Below are 17,567 nucleotides of genomic sequence, written 5' to 3' on the forward strand. Positions count from 1 at the left end.
CTGCGTCAACATTTACAGGAGAAGGTTATGGAATGGCTCACACAAAATTGGTTGTTGATCGTCTTCGGCATCGGCTTTTTTTATGCTCATGCGGCGCGGTGGAATGTGTTGCGGCACGCATGGCGGACACCGGCATGGCTCAACGCCGGATAAGACGCCGGGCGAGCCCGACGGCAAGCCTGTAAGGGCGTCGGCGGCGCCAAAATAGCTTAGCCGTAGCGGCGCGCGGACGCATGCGATTTACCGCGATTTTTTTAAACTCAAGCAAGGAGAAAAACGATGAACAAGGAAGCCTCTGCCGTAGCCGGCAGGAAGCGCGACGACAAAGACCCGGTGTGCGGCAAACACATCAACCGCAATAAGGCGCATATCGTCGTCGAGCACGAAGGCCGGCAATACCTGCTTTGCTGCCCCTTGTGCCAGGCGGAGTTCGAGCGCGATCCGGCGAAGTACACGCATTGAGGCGCAGCCGGTGTCGTATGCTCTCGATGGACGCCTATGACACCGCTGGCAATAACGCTCATGGCGAGACCCGACAACTGCCACCCCATGAACCGGGCGATGCGCTCCGGCGACTCGCGGCAAGCGCGTGCACCGGATCCGGTCGGGGCAGGCACCCTGTCCCACGGCAAGCAGGCGTGGTTGATGCTGGTCGTTATCGTGTCGATGGCGATCTGTTATCCGCTGATCAAGGTGGGCCTGGCACTCGCGCCGCCGCTGCATTTTGCGGCGCTACGCACCATCCTCGGCGGCCTCACCCTGGTACTCGTGCTGGCGATCCGACGCAAGCGGCTGTGGCCGCGGGCAAGCCTGGCCCGATGGATTTTGCCGCTCGGCGTCTTGGCGACGACGCTGACCTTCGGGACGATGTTTGCCGGCCCGGCCTACATCGGTGCCGGCCTCGCCGCGGTGCTGGGCAATACGCAGCCGCTGATCATCATCGTGCTGGCAGCGCTTTTCCTCGGCGAACGAATCAGTCTGAGCAAAGCGGCAGCCTTGCTGTTCGGGCTGGCCGGCGTCAGCTTGCTGGCACTCCCTGCCTGGCGTCAGACCGGCGGCAGCGATTTATTCGGGATCGTCCTGGCGCTTGGCTCGGCGTTCAGTGCCGCCGTCGCCAGCGTGATCATGAAGCGCCTGCGACCGGGCGAAGATCTGATGTCGCTGATCGCCTGGCAGTTGGTCGTCGGCGGTAGCTTGCTGTTCGCCGTGTCACTGTCCTTCGAAGTGTCGCAAGGCATCGTCTGGACGGGCACTTTCGTCGGCATTCTGCTCATCCTGGCGCTGGCCGGAACGGCATTGAGCACCTGGCTGTGGTTCTGGCTTCTGCAAAGGGCGGAGGCCGGTCGCCTGTCCTTGTATGTGTTTCTCGTGCCGGTCCTCGGGCTTTTCGCCGCGATGGCCAGCTTTGGCGAACGTCTGGGTGCCTTACAGGCGGGTGGCGTCGCGTTGATTCTGCTGGCCGTGGTGTGGTCGATGTTCAAGGTCCGTACCGAGCCTGCCGCGTCTTTTCTGCCGCCTGCCACTCAAGCCGTTCGGCGCATGCAATGAGATGAGGAGTACACGGCGCCACGCACTTTCAACCCGCACCCGGATCAAGGCGCCTTGAAGCGCAATCCGGATTGCGATCACCGGACATCAACGTCAAGGGTAAAAAAATGAATACGACACAGGTCATCATCGGCATCGTGGTCCTAATCGCACTGAGCGGTTTTTATGTGATCTCAATCTTCAACAAGCTGGTGACGCTCAAGAACCGCTACAAGAACGCCTTCGCGCAGATCGAAGTGCAACTCAAGCGGCGCTACGACCTGATTCCCAATCTGGTCGAGACGGCCAAGGGATACCTCAAGCACGAACGCGAAACACTCGAATCGGTGATTTCGGCACGCAACGAAGCTTCCGGTAGCCTGGCCCGCGCGGCAGCAGCCCCCGGTGACGCTGCCGCGATGACGGGTCTGATGGGTGCCGAAAACCGCCTCTCCGGCGCAATGATGAACATGAAGATGGTGATGGAAGCCTATCCCGACCTCAAGGCCAGTCAGAACATGATGCAGGTCAGCGAGGAATTGACGAGCACCGAAAACAAGGTCGCCTTCGCCCGCCAGGCATTCAACGATCAGGTGATGGCCTACAACGTCTTCAAGCAAACTTTCCCACCGGTTTTTTTTCGCCGCCATGTTCGGCCATGCGCAAGATGCCACATTGCTTGAATTCGAAGACAGCGCGACCATCCAGGCGGCGCCGAAGGTGTCGTTCTGAGCGCGCTTTCGTGATCCGCCTACTTCCGCGATGAACTTCTTCGAATCGCAGGAGCGGGTGCGCAAGAACACGACGCTGCTGGTCGTGTTGTTCGCCCTCGCCGTCGTGGCCTTGATCGTCATGGCCAATGTGTTGGTGATGCTGGTTTTCGGATTCATCAGCAGCACGCAGTTGCGCGATGGTCAGGCGCTCATCCGGCAAATGGACTGGGCGACATTCGCCGCGGTCGGTGCCGGCGTCTGCGCGGTGGTACTTGCCGGCAGCCTCTACAAGATGATCGCCTTGTCGGCCGGCGGCAAGATTGTTGCGGAGTCGCTGGGCGGACAACTGCTCGCGCAGAATTCGCAGGACCTGAATCAGCGCAAGCTGCTCAACGTCGTCGAGGAAATGGCCATCGCCTCGGGTACGCCGGTGCCGCCGGTGTACCTGCTGGCCGATGAACCGGGCATCAACGCCTTCGCCGCCGGCTTTTCGCCGCGCGACGCGGTGATCGGCGTCACTCAGGGCGCCATCGAGCGTCTGAACCGGGAGCAACTGCAGGGCGTCATCGCCCATGAGTTCAGCCATATCTTCAACGGCGATATGCGACTCAATATCCGCCTGATGGGCGTACTCAATGGCATCCTGGTGCTTGGCATCATCGGTTATTTCCTGTTGCGCGCGGCGCCGTTCTCCGGCCGCCGACGCGGCAACGACAAGGGTGGGGCCGGCATCCTGGCGCTTGCTCTGGGCTTGATGGCCATTGGTTTTGCCGGCACGTTTTTCGGCAACCTCATCAAGGCCGCGGTGAGCCGGCAGCGGGAATACCTGGCCGACGCCTCCGCAGTTCAGTTCACGCGCAACCCGAACGGCACTGCCGGAGCGCTGAAGAAGATCGGCGGTCTGGCCTACGGTTCGAGCGTGCGAAGTCCAGGCGCTGCCGCAGCCAGTCACGCTTTTTTTGCCAAAGGCATTTCGGGGTTCACGCAGTGGTTGTCCGCCACGCATCCACCGCTGGAGAAGCGCATCCGGCGTATCGATCCGCAATGGGACGGCTTGTTCGACGTTTCCGAATCACCCGCGGAATCTGCAATTGAACGCGAGTCCGGTATCGAGAACGCTGCGCAACACGCATCCGCCCGCAAGCGCGTCGGAAGCGTTGGCACCATGGCTGCGGGTTCCGTGGCCGCCGAGCTTATGGCGGTGATGGCGCAGGTCGGTCAGCCGCAGCCGCAGGCGGTCGATTACGCCCGCGCGCTGCTGGCGGAATTGCCCGCACCGATCCAGGACGCGGCGCGCGAACCCTACGGCGCGCGCGCCCTCGTTTATGGCCTGCTGCTCGACAAGGGGGAAGCGGTTCGCACGCGGCAATTGAACCAACTGCAGGCCTATGCCGACCCGGACGTTTTTGCATTGACCCGCGCCTTGATGCTGCCGCTCGATACGCTGGATGTCAGATTCCGCCTGCCGATCATCGATATCGCCATGCCCGCGCTCAAGCAGTTGTCCGCCGCGCAGTACCGGTCGTTCAAGGGCAATCTGCTTGCCCTGATCGCAATGGACGCCAGGGTCGACCTGATGGAGTGGTCGTTGCAGAAGATCCTCTTCCGGCATCTGGACAGCCAGTTTTTCAAGCATGCCCCGACGAAAGCGCGCTACGCCGATTTCGAGCAGCTGACGACGGAAGTCGGCCTTGTGCTGTCGGTGCTGGCGCATGCCGGCGCGGAGCGCGCTGGCGATGGTGACGCGCTGGGCGCTTTCCAGGCGTCACTGCGCGCGCTCGGGGCAGACGGACCGAGCTTATCGGCGATCGGTCAAATCGGCATCGCCGACCTCGATCGTGCGCTGGTCAAACTGGACGAACTGCAAGCGCCTGCCAAATCCCGATTCCTGACGGCCTGCGTCGCCGGCATCTGGCACGATCGGCGGGCAACCGCCGCCGAAATCGAGTTGCTACGGGCCTTTGCGAGTGTTCTGGATTGCCCGATACCGCCGAGTGTGGCGGCGTGAAGATAAACGCTTGAGCAGGATTACCAGGAGCTTGACCCGTGAGCAATACACAGGTCCAGGCTGGAAGCCATATCACGTGGAGAGGATTGCCATGAACACAAGCGCAAAGTCGCGATGGCCGGCGACGGCGTCAACAATACGTCGGCGTGCCGGTGGCTGCGGGCATCCTGTATCCCTTCCTGGGCACTCTCGTCTCACCCATCTTTGCCGCCGCAGCAATGAGTCTGTCGTCGATCTCGGTGATCAGCAACGCCTTGCGACTGCGCAGGATCTCTATCTGACCTAAGGGAGCAAGTGATGCCAATAGAAAGCAAAGTAGAAGACGTGGTGTGCGGCATGATGGTCGAGCCAGATCGTTTTCACTTCCGCTATCAGGGAAGAGACTATGCGTTTTGCTCAGCGCAATGTACCGAGCGCTTCGAGGCCAATCCACACTTGTATGTCGGCACGCCGGGTCATCCCGCGCCGAAGAAACAGGGACTGGTTGTGTTGAAGCAACGACGGTTTGTCGTGGATGGGGTGCTCGATGAGGCTCAGGCAAAGCACCTGCGAGCACAGATCAACGAAATGATGGGCATTGAATCTTTACAAGTGAATGGCGCGGAAGTAGTGGTGACCTACGATCTGCTGCAGGCTACCGCTTCGCAAATCGAAGCGGCACTGGAGAAAGCCGGGGCACACCTTGGCAACGGCTGGGGAGAAACCTTGCGCCGCGGGTTCATCCATTACACCGAAGAGTGTGAGATTGGCAACCTACAGGCTAACCCACCCACAGGATGCCACTGATGACTTACCGAGCCCCTGGCCGTGGCGGCACATGTTCGCTATCGCCCCGGCGGGCGGCAGCTTGGCTTTTCGCCTCATGCCAGTACCAGTACCAGTACGGGATGCTGCGCAACGAACCGACTGGCGGGAAGGGGTGATGATGCTCAGCAAGGATGAAACTCGGGATCTATATCGCCGACGTGCGAAACGATATGACCTACTAACCCAGCTCTACCGGCTCTCTGGATTCAATATCGACCGATACCGACAGAACACAATATCAGCGCTTGGCCTTTGTCCCGGCGACCAAGTCGTCGAGTTGGGCTGTGGAACGGGTTTGAATTTTGAATACGTGCAGCGGATCATCGGTCCCGAGGGAAGCATTGTTGCTGTAGACCTCACGGATGCGATGCTGGATGTCGCCAGAGGTCGAGTCGCCAGAGAGCACTGGACGAACGTGGAGATCGTGCAGGCGGACCTTGCCGAATGGCAGTTTCCTGTCGGTGTTTCGGCTGTGTACTCAACGTTAGCAATTACCTTGGTGCCCGAGTACGACGAGATCATCAAGAGGGCGAGCCGTGCATTGCGGCCAGGGGGAAGTTTGGCAGTCCTGGATATGAAAGAACCTGAGCGTTGGCCGACATGGCTGGTCAATCTTGCGGTGTGGCTGTACAGACCATTCGGTGTGAGTCTGGATTTGGCCCATCGCCATCCCTGGGAGTCCATCGGGCGGTATTTGAGGCAAACCAGTTACGAGGAATACTACTTTGGCGCCATCTATGTCTGTGCGGGTAGAAAAGAGGCTTGAGACAGCCTTTCGCAAACCCACGGCGCATTGCGTATTTTTCGCGGTGTGGGGCGAAGGGGGCAGAGGTGAGTCCGCTGACGCCGCAGTCAGTGAAGGTCAGGCACACCCTGAAATAGCTGCCCCCTGATAGTCGGGCTTGACTGACGAACGCCGTATCGATGTCAAGGAACGCTGTGGTGTGCTACGTACGCAATCGATGCTTTCTGAGACACCAACCCAGCAAAGCCGGAGAAACAATGATGTACAAGAAACTCGTATCGCTCGCCCTCGTCGCCACGTTCAGCCTGCCGACTCTGGCCGACGAGGCCTCCGTGAAGAAGGCGGTTGAAACCAAGCTCGGAGGAACAGTCACCAGCGTCACCAGAACCCCCTATCTCGGGCTCTATGAGGTCTACGCCAATGGCCGGGAGGTCATCTACACCGACGAGAAGGTCTCGGTGCTGCTCGTCGGCTCGCTGATTGATGGTAAGACGATGAAAAACGTAACGGCTGAGCGGATGCAAAAACTCAGCGCGATAAAGTTCTCTGACTTGCCCCTGGCGCTCGCCGTCAAGCAGGTGCGCGGCGATGGCAAGCGTGTCTTTGCGACCTTCGAGGATCCAAACTGCGGCTACTGCAAGCGCTTGGCCAAGGAAACCGCCAATCTGGACGACGTGACCATCTATACGTTTCTCTACCCGATCCTTTCGCCGAATTCTCTCGAGAACTCCAACCAGATCTGGTGCGCTGCTGACCGAGCCAAGGCCTGGAATGACTGGATGGTCGATGGCAAGGCACCGGGAGGGAAGGGCGATTGCGATACCACAGCGGTCAAGGATAGCGTCGAGCTGGGCCGCAAGTTGGCGATCAGCGGGACGCCAACGATTTTCTTCGCCGATGGCGAGCGTATTCCGGGTGCCATTTCGCTGGCGAGGATCGAGCAGAAGCTTGCCGAGGCTCCAGGGCCGGTCAAGTAGGCGTCCGCAGGATCCGCCAAGGCGAGTAGTAAGCCGACGATGAGGTTCCCGAGGGCCTTCTCTGGTTAGTCGCGTTGCGGCCATTCTCGTTGAGAGCTGAAATCGATTGCGCGACACGCAGCAACATCGCCGTCACGGCGACACTTGGGAAGCCATGAGCCCAAATTCCCGCGCTCCCGCCCCGTGCGCTTGCCACGTCGATCCCGTCGGCGACGTCTCAGCGCCGCCGGCCTCCCCGATGGAGGTCGAGCTTTTCACCGAAGGCGACGTGCTCTACGCGGCAATGCTCGCGTCGATCAAGTGTGCCTGCCGGTTTGTACGCATGGAAAGCTACATCTTCGCGGGCGACGAGATCGGCTGGGAGTTCGCCGTGGCTTTGGCCGAGCGCGCGCAAGCGGGTGTAGATGTGCGGCTGCATCTGGATGCAGCGGGTGCGTTCGGCGAGTCCACGCCGCCGCTCGTGCAGTATGTTCTGCAGCGAGGCGTGCAGGTGCAGTGGTTTCACCGCTGGAACTGGCTCCGACCGCTGCGCTACAACCGCCGCAATCACCGCAAATTGTTGGTGGTCGATGACCAGCTCGCCTATGTCGGGGGTTTCAACATTCACCGCGAGAGTTCGCGCCGGCTCTACGGCGAGACGCGATGGCGCGACACCCATGCCTCGATCTCGGGCGTGCTCGTACTCGACGCGGTGGGACTTTTCGACGCATTCTGGCGCGGCCAACACCGCTGGGCGCCGACACATGGTGGCGGCTCCAGCCTGATCTCGAACCACACCAGCACATGTAGACACCGCATCCGCTGCCTCTACTCGGAGGCCTTCTCAGGAGCGCGTGAGCACATCTATCTGACTACCCCCTATTTCGTTCCCGACCTGCTCATGCAGCAGCGCCTGATGATGGCTGCACGGCGTGGTGTCGACGTGCAGCTACTCGTCCCGTTGCGCAACGACGTCCCGCTGGTGCGCTGGGCAGCGCGGGCGTTTTACGCAGCGTTGATCGCTGCCGGGGTGCGGGTCTACGAGTACCAGCCGCGCATGCTGCATGCGAAAACGATCACGATCGACGGGCAGTGGGCCGCACTTGGGACCGCAAACTTTGATTACCGGAGCTTCTTCCTGAACTACGAGCTGGTCTTGGCTGTGGACGAGCCTGGCGTTTGTACCCTGCTCGAACGACAGTTTATCGATGACCTGTCCCAATCGCTAGCGGTCACGGCCGGAAGCTGGGCTCGGCGACGTTGGCCGCAGCGCCTGCTGGAGTGTGTTGGCTGGATAGCGCGTCGCTGGCTATGATCGTCGGTCGACGTCGGGTAGCCGGACGGCTCGAAGCTTGCGCTCATATATTGCGACCAATGACCAAAATTGGGCTTGACCTCTCAGGTACACACAGGTCTAGATTGATATCCAGCTTCTCTTGACAACTGTACGCCATGGCACACGCGGCGCCGGTTGCTTGGCTGTCTTTTCTTCGCCGCAGCGATGATATTCGGGTTGCGCGCGAGGAGAAATGCAACAAAGGAGCGTTTTGGTGTCGATGGACGTCCCCCGTCTAGCTGCGGCGTTTGACTTCATCTGCCGACAAGCGCTCCACCATTGAACGGAGAAAATAGTCATGATCAACAAGCGCGAAGAAATTACCCCAGCCGCCGACACTGACAAGCCGTTCGCGAACCCACCAGCGCACGCAGGATCCTCTCGTCGACTCGGCGACCGTCATCTGCTCGACTCAGACGCCCTGGAAGAAATCGACCGCATGATCAACATCGCGCTCGGCCAGTTTACCGGCGGCGTTTCACCCGCGTCGCTGGCCATGGCCTACCTCGACTGGACAGTGCACCTGGCCTCGTCACCCGGGAAACAGTTTCAACTGGGCGCCAAAGCGATGCGCAAAGCGATGCGTCTGGGCAGCTATGCCCTGACCTCGGCGACCACCGGCAACGCCGAACCGTGCATCGAACCGCTGCACGGCGACCACCGTTTTGACCATCCCGGCTGGCAGCGTTTTCCCTACAACGTCATCTACCAGGGCTTCCTGCTCAACCAGCAGTGGTGGCACAACGCGACCACCGATGTACGCGGCATTTCGAAACACAGTCAGGCGGCAGTTTCCTTCACCGCCCGCCAAATCCTCGACATGACTGCGCCGTGCAACATCCCCTTCCTGAACCCCGAGATCGCCGAAGCGACGCTCAAGGAACGCGGCGCCAATCTGATGCGCGGCGCGAGCAACTATCGCGAGAACTTCAAACGCTCGCTGCGCAACGAAGCGCCCGCCGGCGTCGAAGCCTTCCGCGTCGGCGAAAACCTGGCCATCACCCCCGGCAAGGTCGTCTACCGCAATCACCTGATCGAGCTGATTCAATATTCGCCGAGCACCGACACGGTGCAGCGCGAACCCGTCCTGATGCAATCGGCGTGGATGATGAAGTACTACATCCTCGACCTCTCGCCGCACAACTCGCTGGTCAAGTACCTGGTCGACCGCGGCCACACGGTGTACATGGTCTCCTGGCTCAACCCGGGTCCCGAGCACCGCAACCTGGGCATGGAAGACTACCGCCGGCACGGCACACTGGCGGCCATCGACGTCGTCGCCGAGCTGCAACCCGGGCTCAAGATCCACGCCGCCGGTTACTGTCTGGGCGGTATCCTGCTGACCATCACCGCCGCCGCCATGGCGCGCGACGGCGACGAACGCCTGGCCAGCGTCACCTTGTTCACCACCATGACCGACTTCACCGAAGTCGGCGAGATCAACGTCTTCATGGACGCCAGCGAAGTGACGCTGCTCGAAGACATGATGTGGCAGAAGGGCTACCTCGATCACAAGCAGGTCTCGGGCGGCTTCCAGCTCCTCAAGTCGGCCGACCTGATCTGGTCGAAGATGGTCCGCGAGTATTACCTCGGACACCGCGAGCCGATGTTCGACCTGATGGCCTGGAACGCCGACGGCACGCGCATGCCCTATCGCCAGCACTCCGAACTGCTGCGCCGGCTGTACGTGGACAACGAGCTTTTCCAGGGCAAGTACATGGTCGAGGGCCGCGCCATTTCGATCAGCGACATCCACTGCCCGATCTTCGCCGTCGCCGCCGTCGCCGACCACGTCGCGCCGTGGCACTCGGTCTACAAGCTGCACCTGCAAAGCGACGCCACCGAACTGACTTTTGTCCTGACCAGCGGCGGCCACAACGTCGGCATCGTCAACGAACCCGGCCACCCGCCCCGCTCGTACCAGCTCAGCGTCTGCCACGAAGGTGACCGCTGCATCGACCCGGAAACCTGGAAGGAAAAGACGCCGACCACGGAAGGTTCGTGGTGGCCCGCCTGGCAGCAATGGCTAGAAGCGCACTCTTCGGGCAGCGAAGCGCCGCCACTGATGGGCGCGCCCGAGAAGGGCTACGCGCCGCTTTGCGACAGTCCGGGAACCTATGTATTGAAGGAGTGACCAGCATGACTTGCGATGAGTCACCAGTACTGCAAGGCGTCGATCCGCCTGACGCAGCGCACGAGCAACCAGACCTCACACGGCGACGCGTTCTGGTCGCGGCGACGACAGCCTTGGGCGGGGTCGGCATTGCCGCGGCCACGGTACCGTTTATCAGCAGCATGTTGCCCAGCGAAAGAGCCAAAGCAGCCGGCGCCCCGGTCGAGGTGGATTGCAGCAAGCTCGAACCCGGCACCTTGCTGACGGTGGGATGGCAGGGTAAGCCGATCTGGATTTTGCGTCGTACCGACGAGATGTTGCGGCTGTTGGGAACAGATGACCAGCGCTTGCGCGATCCCCAGTCGGAAGAGCCGCAGCAGCCTGCCCACTGCAAGAATCCGTCGCGCGCAATCAAGCCCGAGTACCTCGTCGCGGTGGGGCTCTGCACGCACCTGGGTTGCATACCGACTTTTCGCCCAGACATCGCGCCTGACGATCTTGGCCCAAAGTGGCGCGGCGGCTTTTATTGCCCGTGTCACGGCTCAAAGTTCGATCTGGCGGGAAGAGTGTACAAGGATGTTCCGGCGCCGACCAACCTGGTCATTCCGCGTTACACCTATTCGAGTGACGTTCACGTCATTATCGGCACCGACGTTGGATAAGGACTCGGACGCAAAAACCATGCAATGGCTCTGCAACGTGTCGCGTGCGGAACATGGCGGAGAGAAAACAAGGATTCCCCATGGTTAGCGGTCGATGATCGCTAACACCGCGTTGTTCCAAGCCATCAGTGTGGGAACACCAGCCGCACTTGGGTCGCTGGCGTGGTTCTTCAGTCTCACTGGCAGCTACTGGACAGCGCCCCTGATTCTCTTGGGTCTGTGGTGGTGGTCGAACTCGGCCACCGATCCAGCGCGTGCCCGTGCCGGGCGACTCCAGTTCGCTGGCTTTGGCATGGCCTTCATGCTGGCTATTCTGGCGGCCATCATCATGAAGCTGTGGCTCGATTTCACGCGCCCGCCCGTCATCCTCGGCGACTTGGTGCGTGTCCTCGGTGAGATTGAGCAGCACTACAGCCTGCCCAGTGGGCATGCCACGTACTCGGCACTGGTTGTCGGCGCACTCTGGCCCTTGCTTGGACGCTATGGCCGTATCGGTTTGATCCTGTACGTCGGCTTAGTCGGCTGGTCGCGCATCGCCACCGGGAGGCATTTCCCGGTCGAGGTGCTGGCGGGTTGGGGTCTCGGATGGGGCTGTACTGCTCTTGCCAGATGGCTTATATCGCTGGCTGTGCCGGCGTGGCAGACGGCGTGTCGCATATCAGCTTTCGTCTGGTATGGAGTGGCCGCCTGCATCATCATGGTCGATCAGCTCGCAAAACTAGCCATCAACCACACGCTTGCTCATGGCGAACAGGTCGAAGTCACCCCGTTTTTCAACCTTGTCCATGTACTAAATTCGGGGGCTGCGTTCAGTTTTCTAGCGAGCGCGAGCGGTTGGCAACGCTACTTCTTCATCGCCATTGGCTTAGCCATTTCAGCTTGGCTAGTGCGTATTTTGCGGCAGCACCTGCCCCGCCTCGAAGCGCTGGGCTATAGCCTGATCCTCGGCGGAGCGCTTGGGAACATCACGGATCGCGTATTCCGTGGGCAGGTCGTGGATTTCCTCGATTTCTATTGGCTCCACGCACACTTTCCTGCCTTCAACCTTGCCGATGTAGCCATCGCGCTGGGAGCGGCCCTGCTGATTGTGGAAGCACAGAATAAAGGCGAGATCGTGGGTGCCAAGGCAAGTACGACTTAGGAGTATTCGAAATGCCGGAATACTTGAGGACTTCGGGTAGCAATCGCCCCTCTGCGAGTCATCCCATCCAGTTGCACCGCCGCTGCATCCCGCTTCATGTGGTCCGCACAGTTAGTGCGGCATTGTGCGCAACCTCGCACGGGCAGCCGAGGTCGAGGATTGTTCGTGTCACCCTCCTGGCGAGACGACCTGAACATCGGTGCGGTGCCCGGCAGGCTATGGCCGACCCCTCCGGTCACAATCCGTGTGACCTCGGCAAGGCTGATCTGCTGGTTGCGATCCCTGCCACACGCTGTCTCTCGATGCTCACGGGCGATCTGATCTTACCGCCTTTAACAGCTTGACAAATCCTATCCTCCAGGATAGGATAAAAGGTATGAGCACGCACACTTCCCATCCAGAGATCATCAAGCGCCTGAAACGGGCTGAAGGCCACCTCAGGAGCACCATCGCCATGCTTGAGGACAGCCGTGACTGTCTGGCGATCGCCCAGCAACTGCAGGCCGTCGAAAGCGCAGTCGGCAATGCCAAGAAGACGCTGGTGCACGACCACATCGACCACTGCCTTGAACAAGCAGTACGCGACGCGCCGCAAAGCGCGGAAGAGACTATCCGCGAGTTCAAAGCCATCACCAAATATCTCTGAAGGAAACACGATGACCAGTTTTTCCACCCTGCTGGCGCAGGGCGCGGGAAACGCCTGGCTGTTTATCCCGAGTGCGATCTTGCTCGGCGGCCTGCACGGCCTCGAACCAGGCCACTCCAAGACCATGATGGCCGCTTTCATTGTTGCGATTCGTGGCACGGTAGGGCAAGCCGTTCTGCTCGGGGTATCGGCGACGATTTCACACACAGCTGTGGTGTGGGTGATCGCGCTTGGCGGCATGTACTTCGGCCAGAAATGGGACGCGGAAACCAGTGAGCCCTATCTGCAGGTGGCGTCCGCCTTGGTGATCATCGGCGTTGCTCTCTGGATGATCTGGCGGAACTGGCGACAACAGCAACTTGCCGAGCAGGACCACGATCATCATCATGACGACAGCAAACGCATCGATACCGGCCACGGCGTGGTACGCCTGGATGTGTTCGAGGACGGCGTGCCGCCGCGCTTCCGTTTGTTCGCGAAAAGCGGGCACGGCCACACCTGGACAGCCGATCAGGTGAGGATCGAGACCGAACGGCCAGACGGTAGCTGCCAATCCTTCCGGTTCGTGCAGCGCGACGGCTTTGTGGAGTCGGAGCAGGAAGTTCCCGAGCCGCACGAATTCGTGGCTCGTCTGCGCCTGGGTCACGAGCACCACAGCCACGATTATGACGTCGAGTTCGTCGAGCACGACCACCAGCACCACGCCATCAAGGACTACGAGGGGCTGGACGTGTCAGCTCCAGGATACCAAGATCCGCACGAACTGGCGCATGCCAACGATATCCGCCACCGTTTCACCAATCGGGAAGTGACGACCGGGCAGATCGTCATGTTCGGGCTGACTGGCGGGCTGATTCCCTGTCCCGCCTCGATTACCGTGCTGTTGCTGTGCTTGCAACTGAAGGAGATCACCCTCGGTGCGACCCTGGTGCTGAGCTTCAGTATCGGCTTGGCCTTGACGATGGTGCTTTCCGGCACCTTGGCAGCCTTGAGCGTGAAACACGTTTCCAGGCGATGGAGCGGTTTCGGCAAGTTTGCGCGGAGAGCACCGTATTTCTCTGCTGCGCTCATCCTTCTCGTTGGTCTTTACGTTGGCTACCAAGGCCTGAAAGCACTGGCCTGACGAGTAGGTTGCCCGCCCCCACATGCCATGCATCATCTGCATGGTGTGCTTCAGGGCGGCCCAGCGTTCCTCCTTCAGCTTCTTCCGCGCCCAGGGAGGCTGAGCCTCTGGCGGATCTTGCCGATCTGCTTCTGCATCTTTTTCATGTTCTCCAGCACTTGCTCTCCGTCGCACACCCCAGGTTCGGTGACAGAACTCTGACCAAAATGTAACTGCCCGGTCAGTAGTCTGTTGGCATGCACATTCTAAGATGGCATCAGCGTCGGATGAGGACTGTCCGGCGTAATCAACCCGATGTCAAAAGGAGAACAGCATGAGGAACAAGTTCGCGAAACTGGCGCTGATAGTGGCCGCGAGCGCCGTCGGTACAACGACTGCGTTTGCCCACCAGGATTACTCGGAAACGCAGATCGATCACTGGCTTTCGCACGTCTCGGAATCCGGCGGCCAGCCGACTGCCAAGCAGCTCGCCCCCTTTGGTTACAGCTCTTCCGCACTCGCTTCACGGGAGCTGCAAATCGATGCTGCTAGCAAGGTCCTGAACGTTACGCGCTTCGAAACCGTGCGCCTCAACGCCGGCGGAAAGAGCGTCACCTGGACGTTCGATACGGTAGGGACCTCACCGTTTTCGCTTTCAAACGTCGTTGCCGGCGCCGATGGTGTGACGGTGTACGTGAGCGAGAGTCCAGATCGTCTGGGCGGATGACACAGGTCCAGGAGCAAAGAAGCCAACCGGGGATGATGCGCATTTCATTGCCCGGGCGCACTACTCGAAGTAGCTCACGAAACATCCATGCAATGCTTATTGCATCAACTCCAGGAGAAAGAAAATGTTAAAAAAATCTGTTAATGGCCGTCGTACTGACTGGCGTTACCGTAGCCGCCAATGCCGACGATGCTGCGCGTGCGCAAGCTGAAAAGGTGATCTCGATGAAGGACGGATCGACGGTCTTCATCTTCAAGGGCGGAAAGATGGCCATGGAAGACAAATACGGTCGCGCCACGCGCATGGACGAGGGCAAAGTGATGGAAACCACGGACGGCCAGAAGATCATCATGCACGGCGACGAAGTCAGTCGCCTCAGCCCACTTCTCAAGGAGCATAAAGGCCCTTGAGCGACAGCTGAACCTTTCGAAGCCTTGTCGCCGATTCTGACGACACGCGACATCAGACCAAACGAACGCTGGTCGTAGCGAATGGGATCGACATGATCTGCAGGCTTCTTGATCAGAGAGCTTAGGCCACTCGTTCCGCGCCTGTTCGCACGAGCACTTCGGTCGTGGCGGCGCTGCGGATATCATCTGGCGAAGGCCAGATACCGCGGCGTCTTCCGCTTGGGCAAAGCCGGTAGAAGTACTAAGCGGCGTACCAACACAAGCGAAGGCGGACCAGGAACGGAGGCTCAGCGCGAAGATCCGCAGGAAGCCGGCCCGCAGCCGAACACGCAGGCAAGTGAGGTACAGTCCCTGACGTGCATGACGGGGCTCAATGATGAAGCACCATTACACGAATGTAATCTATAGGTCAGCTTGTTGAGCGGATGCAATAGGTATCATTTGCGGCCTTGGCCACCGTGAATGCAGTTGCTGTGACATGTTTGTGCAAGACTGAAACTCAGCGCCTATCGACCCCCGATCATCTACCCACAGGATCCGCCATGAAACCTTTGTTTCCCGTCATTTCCCTGCTTGCCCTAGCCCTTGCCAACCCGGTGTTTGCCGCCGCTGAGCACGATTCTCATCATCCGGCGGGCAGCGGCGCCGCTAGCGTCAAGGCGGCAGCATCTGAAGGCACCGTCAAGAAAATAGACAAGGCTGCTGGCAAGATCACCATCAAGCATGGCCCGCTGGCCAATCTCGGGATGCCGCCAATGACCATGGCCTTCCGTGTCAGTGACCCGGCGATGCTCGATCACGTCAGGGCAGGCGAGAAGGTGAGCTTCACTGCGGAGAACGTCGGCGACGCCTTGACGGTCACCGCACTCGAGCCTGCGAAGTAGTTTTCCTTTTTTCCCCTCTTCCCCCGGCCCTTCTCCGGCAGCGGGAGAAGGGAGATTCGTGAGTCGCGTACGCGACTTTTACCTGGAACGGATTCCCGACAGATGATGCTTTCCACGCCAAGCGCGCTCACGGCACGCCTTGCTGCGGGCGGCTGCGTGCTGCTTGCGCTCGTGCTAGCCAACGCGCCGGCTTACGCGCAGGGCCCACTCGCCCCGCCGCTGGGTGCTTCGCTCAGCGGTCTGCTGAGCTATGCCCGCGAGCATAACCCCGAGCTTGGCGTGCGCAAATTCGAGGCCGAAGCGGCGCGGGAACGGGTCGAGCCGGCCGCAGCGCTGCCCGATCCGCGCTTCGAGCTCGAACTGATGGACTTCACCAACACCGTGAATTCCGACCGCGCGCCGTCGTTGCTGCCGGGCCAGGTGGGCAATACCCGCTACCGGGTTGTCCAGCCGCTGCCGTTCTGGGGCAAGCGCGAGCTGCGCGGTGAAGTCGCCGAGGCGCTCGCCGAGCAGGTCGAGACCCTGCAGGAGGGCACCGTGCTCGAGGTCGAGAACCGCATCAAGACCGCCTACGCCAGGCAGTTCCAGGCCGCGGGGCAGATTCGCATACTCCGTGAGACCCTGTCGCTGCTCGACGCCATCGAGCAGCTGGTGTTGACGCGCTACGGCGTCGGTCTGGTGCCGCAGCAGGACGCCCTGCGGGCGCAGAGCGAACTGACCAGCGTGAAGATCGACCTCGTCGAAGCCGAACGTCGCAAACGCGACAATGCCGCCAAACTCAATGCCCTGCTGGCGCGAGATGGCGATGCCCCGCTGGCCGAGCCCGCTCGACTGCCGCCAGCCCCCGCCAGAGTTTCCTACCAGAGCCTGCTCGAGCAGATCCGCACGCGCTCGCCGGAAGTCTCGCGCGAACGCTTCGGCGTCGTCGCCGCGCAGAAGAGTCGCGAACTGACCGGGTTGAACCGCTATCCGGACTTCGCCGTGGGCCTGACCAACAACCGTCCATACAACGCCTCGGACAACTGGGAAGTGATGGTCGGAGTGACCATTCCGCTGCAGCAGTCGTCCCGCCGCGCCCAGGAGCGCGAGGCAGAACGTCAACTGGACGCGGCGCAGACCCGCGTGCTGGCCGCTGAAACCCGCCTCGCCGGCCGGCTTGGCGAAACGCTCGCCGCTTTCGAGGCCAGCCGCGACAAGGCCCGTCTGCTGAAGCACACCTTGTTGCCGCAGGCCAGCGCCACTTTCGAAGCGGCCCAGTCCGGCTACGAAAGTGGCCGCGTCAACTTCAACACCTTGATCGACGCCGAGCGGCAGATCCTGCGCGCCCGCCTGGCCTTGCTCGACGCCGACGTGGAAACCGCCGTTCGCCTCGCCGAACTCGAATGGCTGACCGGAGAAGCGCTGTGAACCGCAGTCTCAAATTTGCCCTGGCAGTCGCCGTAATCGCCACCATCGCCGCCGCCCTCGGCGTCGGCTACTGGTTCGGCCGGCAGCAACCGGCCACCGCTACGGGCGTGGCAGTGGCCGACCCTGCTGGCGGCGAGACGTCCGCGTCACCCACGCCCGCCGGCGAGAGCGAACGCAAGATTCTCTACTACCGCAATCCGATGGGGCTGCCCGATACCTCGCCCGAGCCGAAGAAGGATTCGATGGGCATGGATTACATCGCGGTTTACGCGGACGACGAACCCGACGGCAGCGGCGTCGTCAAGGTCAGCCCGGCGCGTATTCAGACACTCGGCGTCAAGACCGCGCGTGCCGAAGAACGCACGCTGGATGCGGCGTTGCGC

The 17,567-nt window shown here is 60.9% G+C and carries 17 protein-coding genes and 3 pseudogenes; all 20 read left to right on the forward strand.

Annotation, left to right across the window (positions count from 1 at the left end; genetic code table 11):
• Nucleotides 1-27 precede the first annotated feature (27 nt).
• Nucleotides 28-153 (forward strand): hypothetical protein, encoded by a 126-nt coding sequence (locus E4Q23_RS24675; RefSeq protein WP_272873725.1) that lies wholly within the window; start codon nt 28-30, stop codon nt 151-153.
• A 126-nt stretch (nt 154-279) separates the two neighbouring features.
• Complete coding sequence (locus E4Q23_RS20535) at nt 280-462, forward strand: YHS domain-containing protein (RefSeq protein ID WP_169068354.1); 183 nt, start codon at nt 280-282, stop codon at nt 460-462.
• A gap of 60 nt (nt 463-522) precedes the next feature.
• The gene (locus E4Q23_RS20540; protein WP_169068355.1) at nt 523-1,548 is read left to right on the forward strand and encodes a DMT family transporter; all 1,026 of its coding nucleotides are present in this window, start codon (nt 523-525) and stop codon (nt 1,546-1,548) included.
• A gap of 107 nt (nt 1,549-1,655) precedes the next feature.
• Nucleotides 1,656-2,259 (forward strand): annotated as a pseudogene (locus tag E4Q23_RS20545) (LemA family protein).
• A gap of 30 nt (nt 2,260-2,289) precedes the next feature.
• Nucleotides 2,290-4,248: a M48 family metallopeptidase gene (locus E4Q23_RS20550; protein ID WP_169068356.1), complete on the forward strand. Its 1,959-nt coding sequence runs from the start codon at nt 2,290-2,292 to the stop codon at nt 4,246-4,248.
• A 140-nt stretch (nt 4,249-4,388) separates the two neighbouring features.
• Nucleotides 4,389-4,529, forward strand: a pseudogene (locus E4Q23_RS20555) (copper-transporting ATPase); the annotation flags it as partial.
• 16 nt (nt 4,530-4,545) lie between these two features.
• Nucleotides 4,546-5,034 (forward strand): YHS domain-containing protein, encoded by a 489-nt coding sequence (locus tag E4Q23_RS20560; RefSeq protein ID WP_169068357.1) that lies wholly within the window; start codon nt 4,546-4,548, stop codon nt 5,032-5,034.
• 136 nt (nt 5,035-5,170) lie between these two features.
• The gene (locus E4Q23_RS20565; RefSeq protein WP_169068358.1) at nt 5,171-5,821 is read left to right on the forward strand and encodes a class I SAM-dependent methyltransferase; all 651 of its coding nucleotides are present in this window, start codon (nt 5,171-5,173) and stop codon (nt 5,819-5,821) included.
• Nucleotides 5,822-6,060: 239 nt separating this feature from the next.
• Complete coding sequence (locus E4Q23_RS20570; protein ID WP_169068359.1) at nt 6,061-6,777, forward strand: DsbC family protein; 717 nt, start codon at nt 6,061-6,063, stop codon at nt 6,775-6,777.
• 106 nt (nt 6,778-6,883) lie between these two features.
• Nucleotides 6,884-8,071, forward strand: a complete 1,188-nt coding sequence (locus E4Q23_RS20575; protein ID WP_248595621.1) for a phospholipase D-like domain-containing protein — start codon at nt 6,884-6,886, stop codon at nt 8,069-8,071.
• Between the two features lie 319 nt (nt 8,072-8,390).
• On the forward strand, nt 8,391-10,226 hold the full coding sequence (locus tag E4Q23_RS20580; RefSeq protein WP_169068360.1) for a PHA/PHB synthase family protein: 1,836 nt from the start codon (nt 8,391-8,393) through the stop codon (nt 10,224-10,226).
• A 5-nt stretch (nt 10,227-10,231) separates the two neighbouring features.
• Nucleotides 10,232-10,867 carry a ubiquinol-cytochrome c reductase iron-sulfur subunit gene (gene petA / locus E4Q23_RS20585; protein WP_169068361.1) on the forward strand — a complete coding sequence of 212 codons (636 nt, stop codon included), beginning with the start codon at nt 10,232-10,234 and terminating at the stop codon, nt 10,865-10,867.
• Nucleotides 10,868-10,961: 94 nt separating this feature from the next.
• Nucleotides 10,962-12,008 (forward strand): signal peptidase II, encoded by a 1,047-nt coding sequence (lspA, locus tag E4Q23_RS20590; protein ID WP_169068362.1) that lies wholly within the window; start codon nt 10,962-10,964, stop codon nt 12,006-12,008.
• A gap of 376 nt (nt 12,009-12,384) precedes the next feature.
• Nucleotides 12,385-12,654: a metal-sensing transcriptional repressor gene (locus E4Q23_RS20595; protein WP_169068363.1), complete on the forward strand. Its 270-nt coding sequence runs from the start codon at nt 12,385-12,387 to the stop codon at nt 12,652-12,654.
• A gap of 10 nt (nt 12,655-12,664) precedes the next feature.
• The gene (locus tag E4Q23_RS20600) at nt 12,665-13,777 is read left to right on the forward strand and encodes a nickel/cobalt efflux protein RcnA (RefSeq protein ID WP_169068364.1); all 1,113 of its coding nucleotides are present in this window, start codon (nt 12,665-12,667) and stop codon (nt 13,775-13,777) included.
• A gap of 313 nt (nt 13,778-14,090) precedes the next feature.
• Nucleotides 14,091-14,483, forward strand: a complete 393-nt coding sequence (locus tag E4Q23_RS20605; RefSeq protein WP_169068365.1) for a CzcE family metal-binding protein — start codon at nt 14,091-14,093, stop codon at nt 14,481-14,483.
• 143 nt (nt 14,484-14,626) lie between these two features.
• Nucleotides 14,627-14,893: a CopK family periplasmic copper-binding protein gene (locus tag E4Q23_RS20610; RefSeq protein WP_169068366.1), complete on the forward strand. Its 267-nt coding sequence runs from the start codon at nt 14,627-14,629 to the stop codon at nt 14,891-14,893.
• A gap of 542 nt (nt 14,894-15,435) precedes the next feature.
• On the forward strand, nt 15,436-15,777 hold the full coding sequence (locus E4Q23_RS20615) for a copper-binding protein (protein ID WP_169068367.1): 342 nt from the start codon (nt 15,436-15,438) through the stop codon (nt 15,775-15,777).
• Nucleotides 15,778-15,879: 102 nt separating this feature from the next.
• A complete protein-coding gene (locus E4Q23_RS20620; protein ID WP_169068368.1) occupies nt 15,880-17,184 on the forward strand; it encodes a TolC family protein in 1,305 nt (434 codons plus the stop codon).
• A pseudogene (locus tag E4Q23_RS20625) lies at nt 17,181-17,567 on the forward strand (efflux RND transporter periplasmic adaptor subunit); the annotation flags it as partial. The gene E4Q23_RS20620 and the pseudogene E4Q23_RS20625, both read left to right, overlap by 4 nt.

The sequence above is a fragment of the Candidatus Accumulibacter phosphatis genome (assembly GCF_012939955.1).
Taxonomy (GTDB): Bacteria; Pseudomonadota; Gammaproteobacteria; order Burkholderiales; family Rhodocyclaceae; genus Accumulibacter; species Accumulibacter delftensis.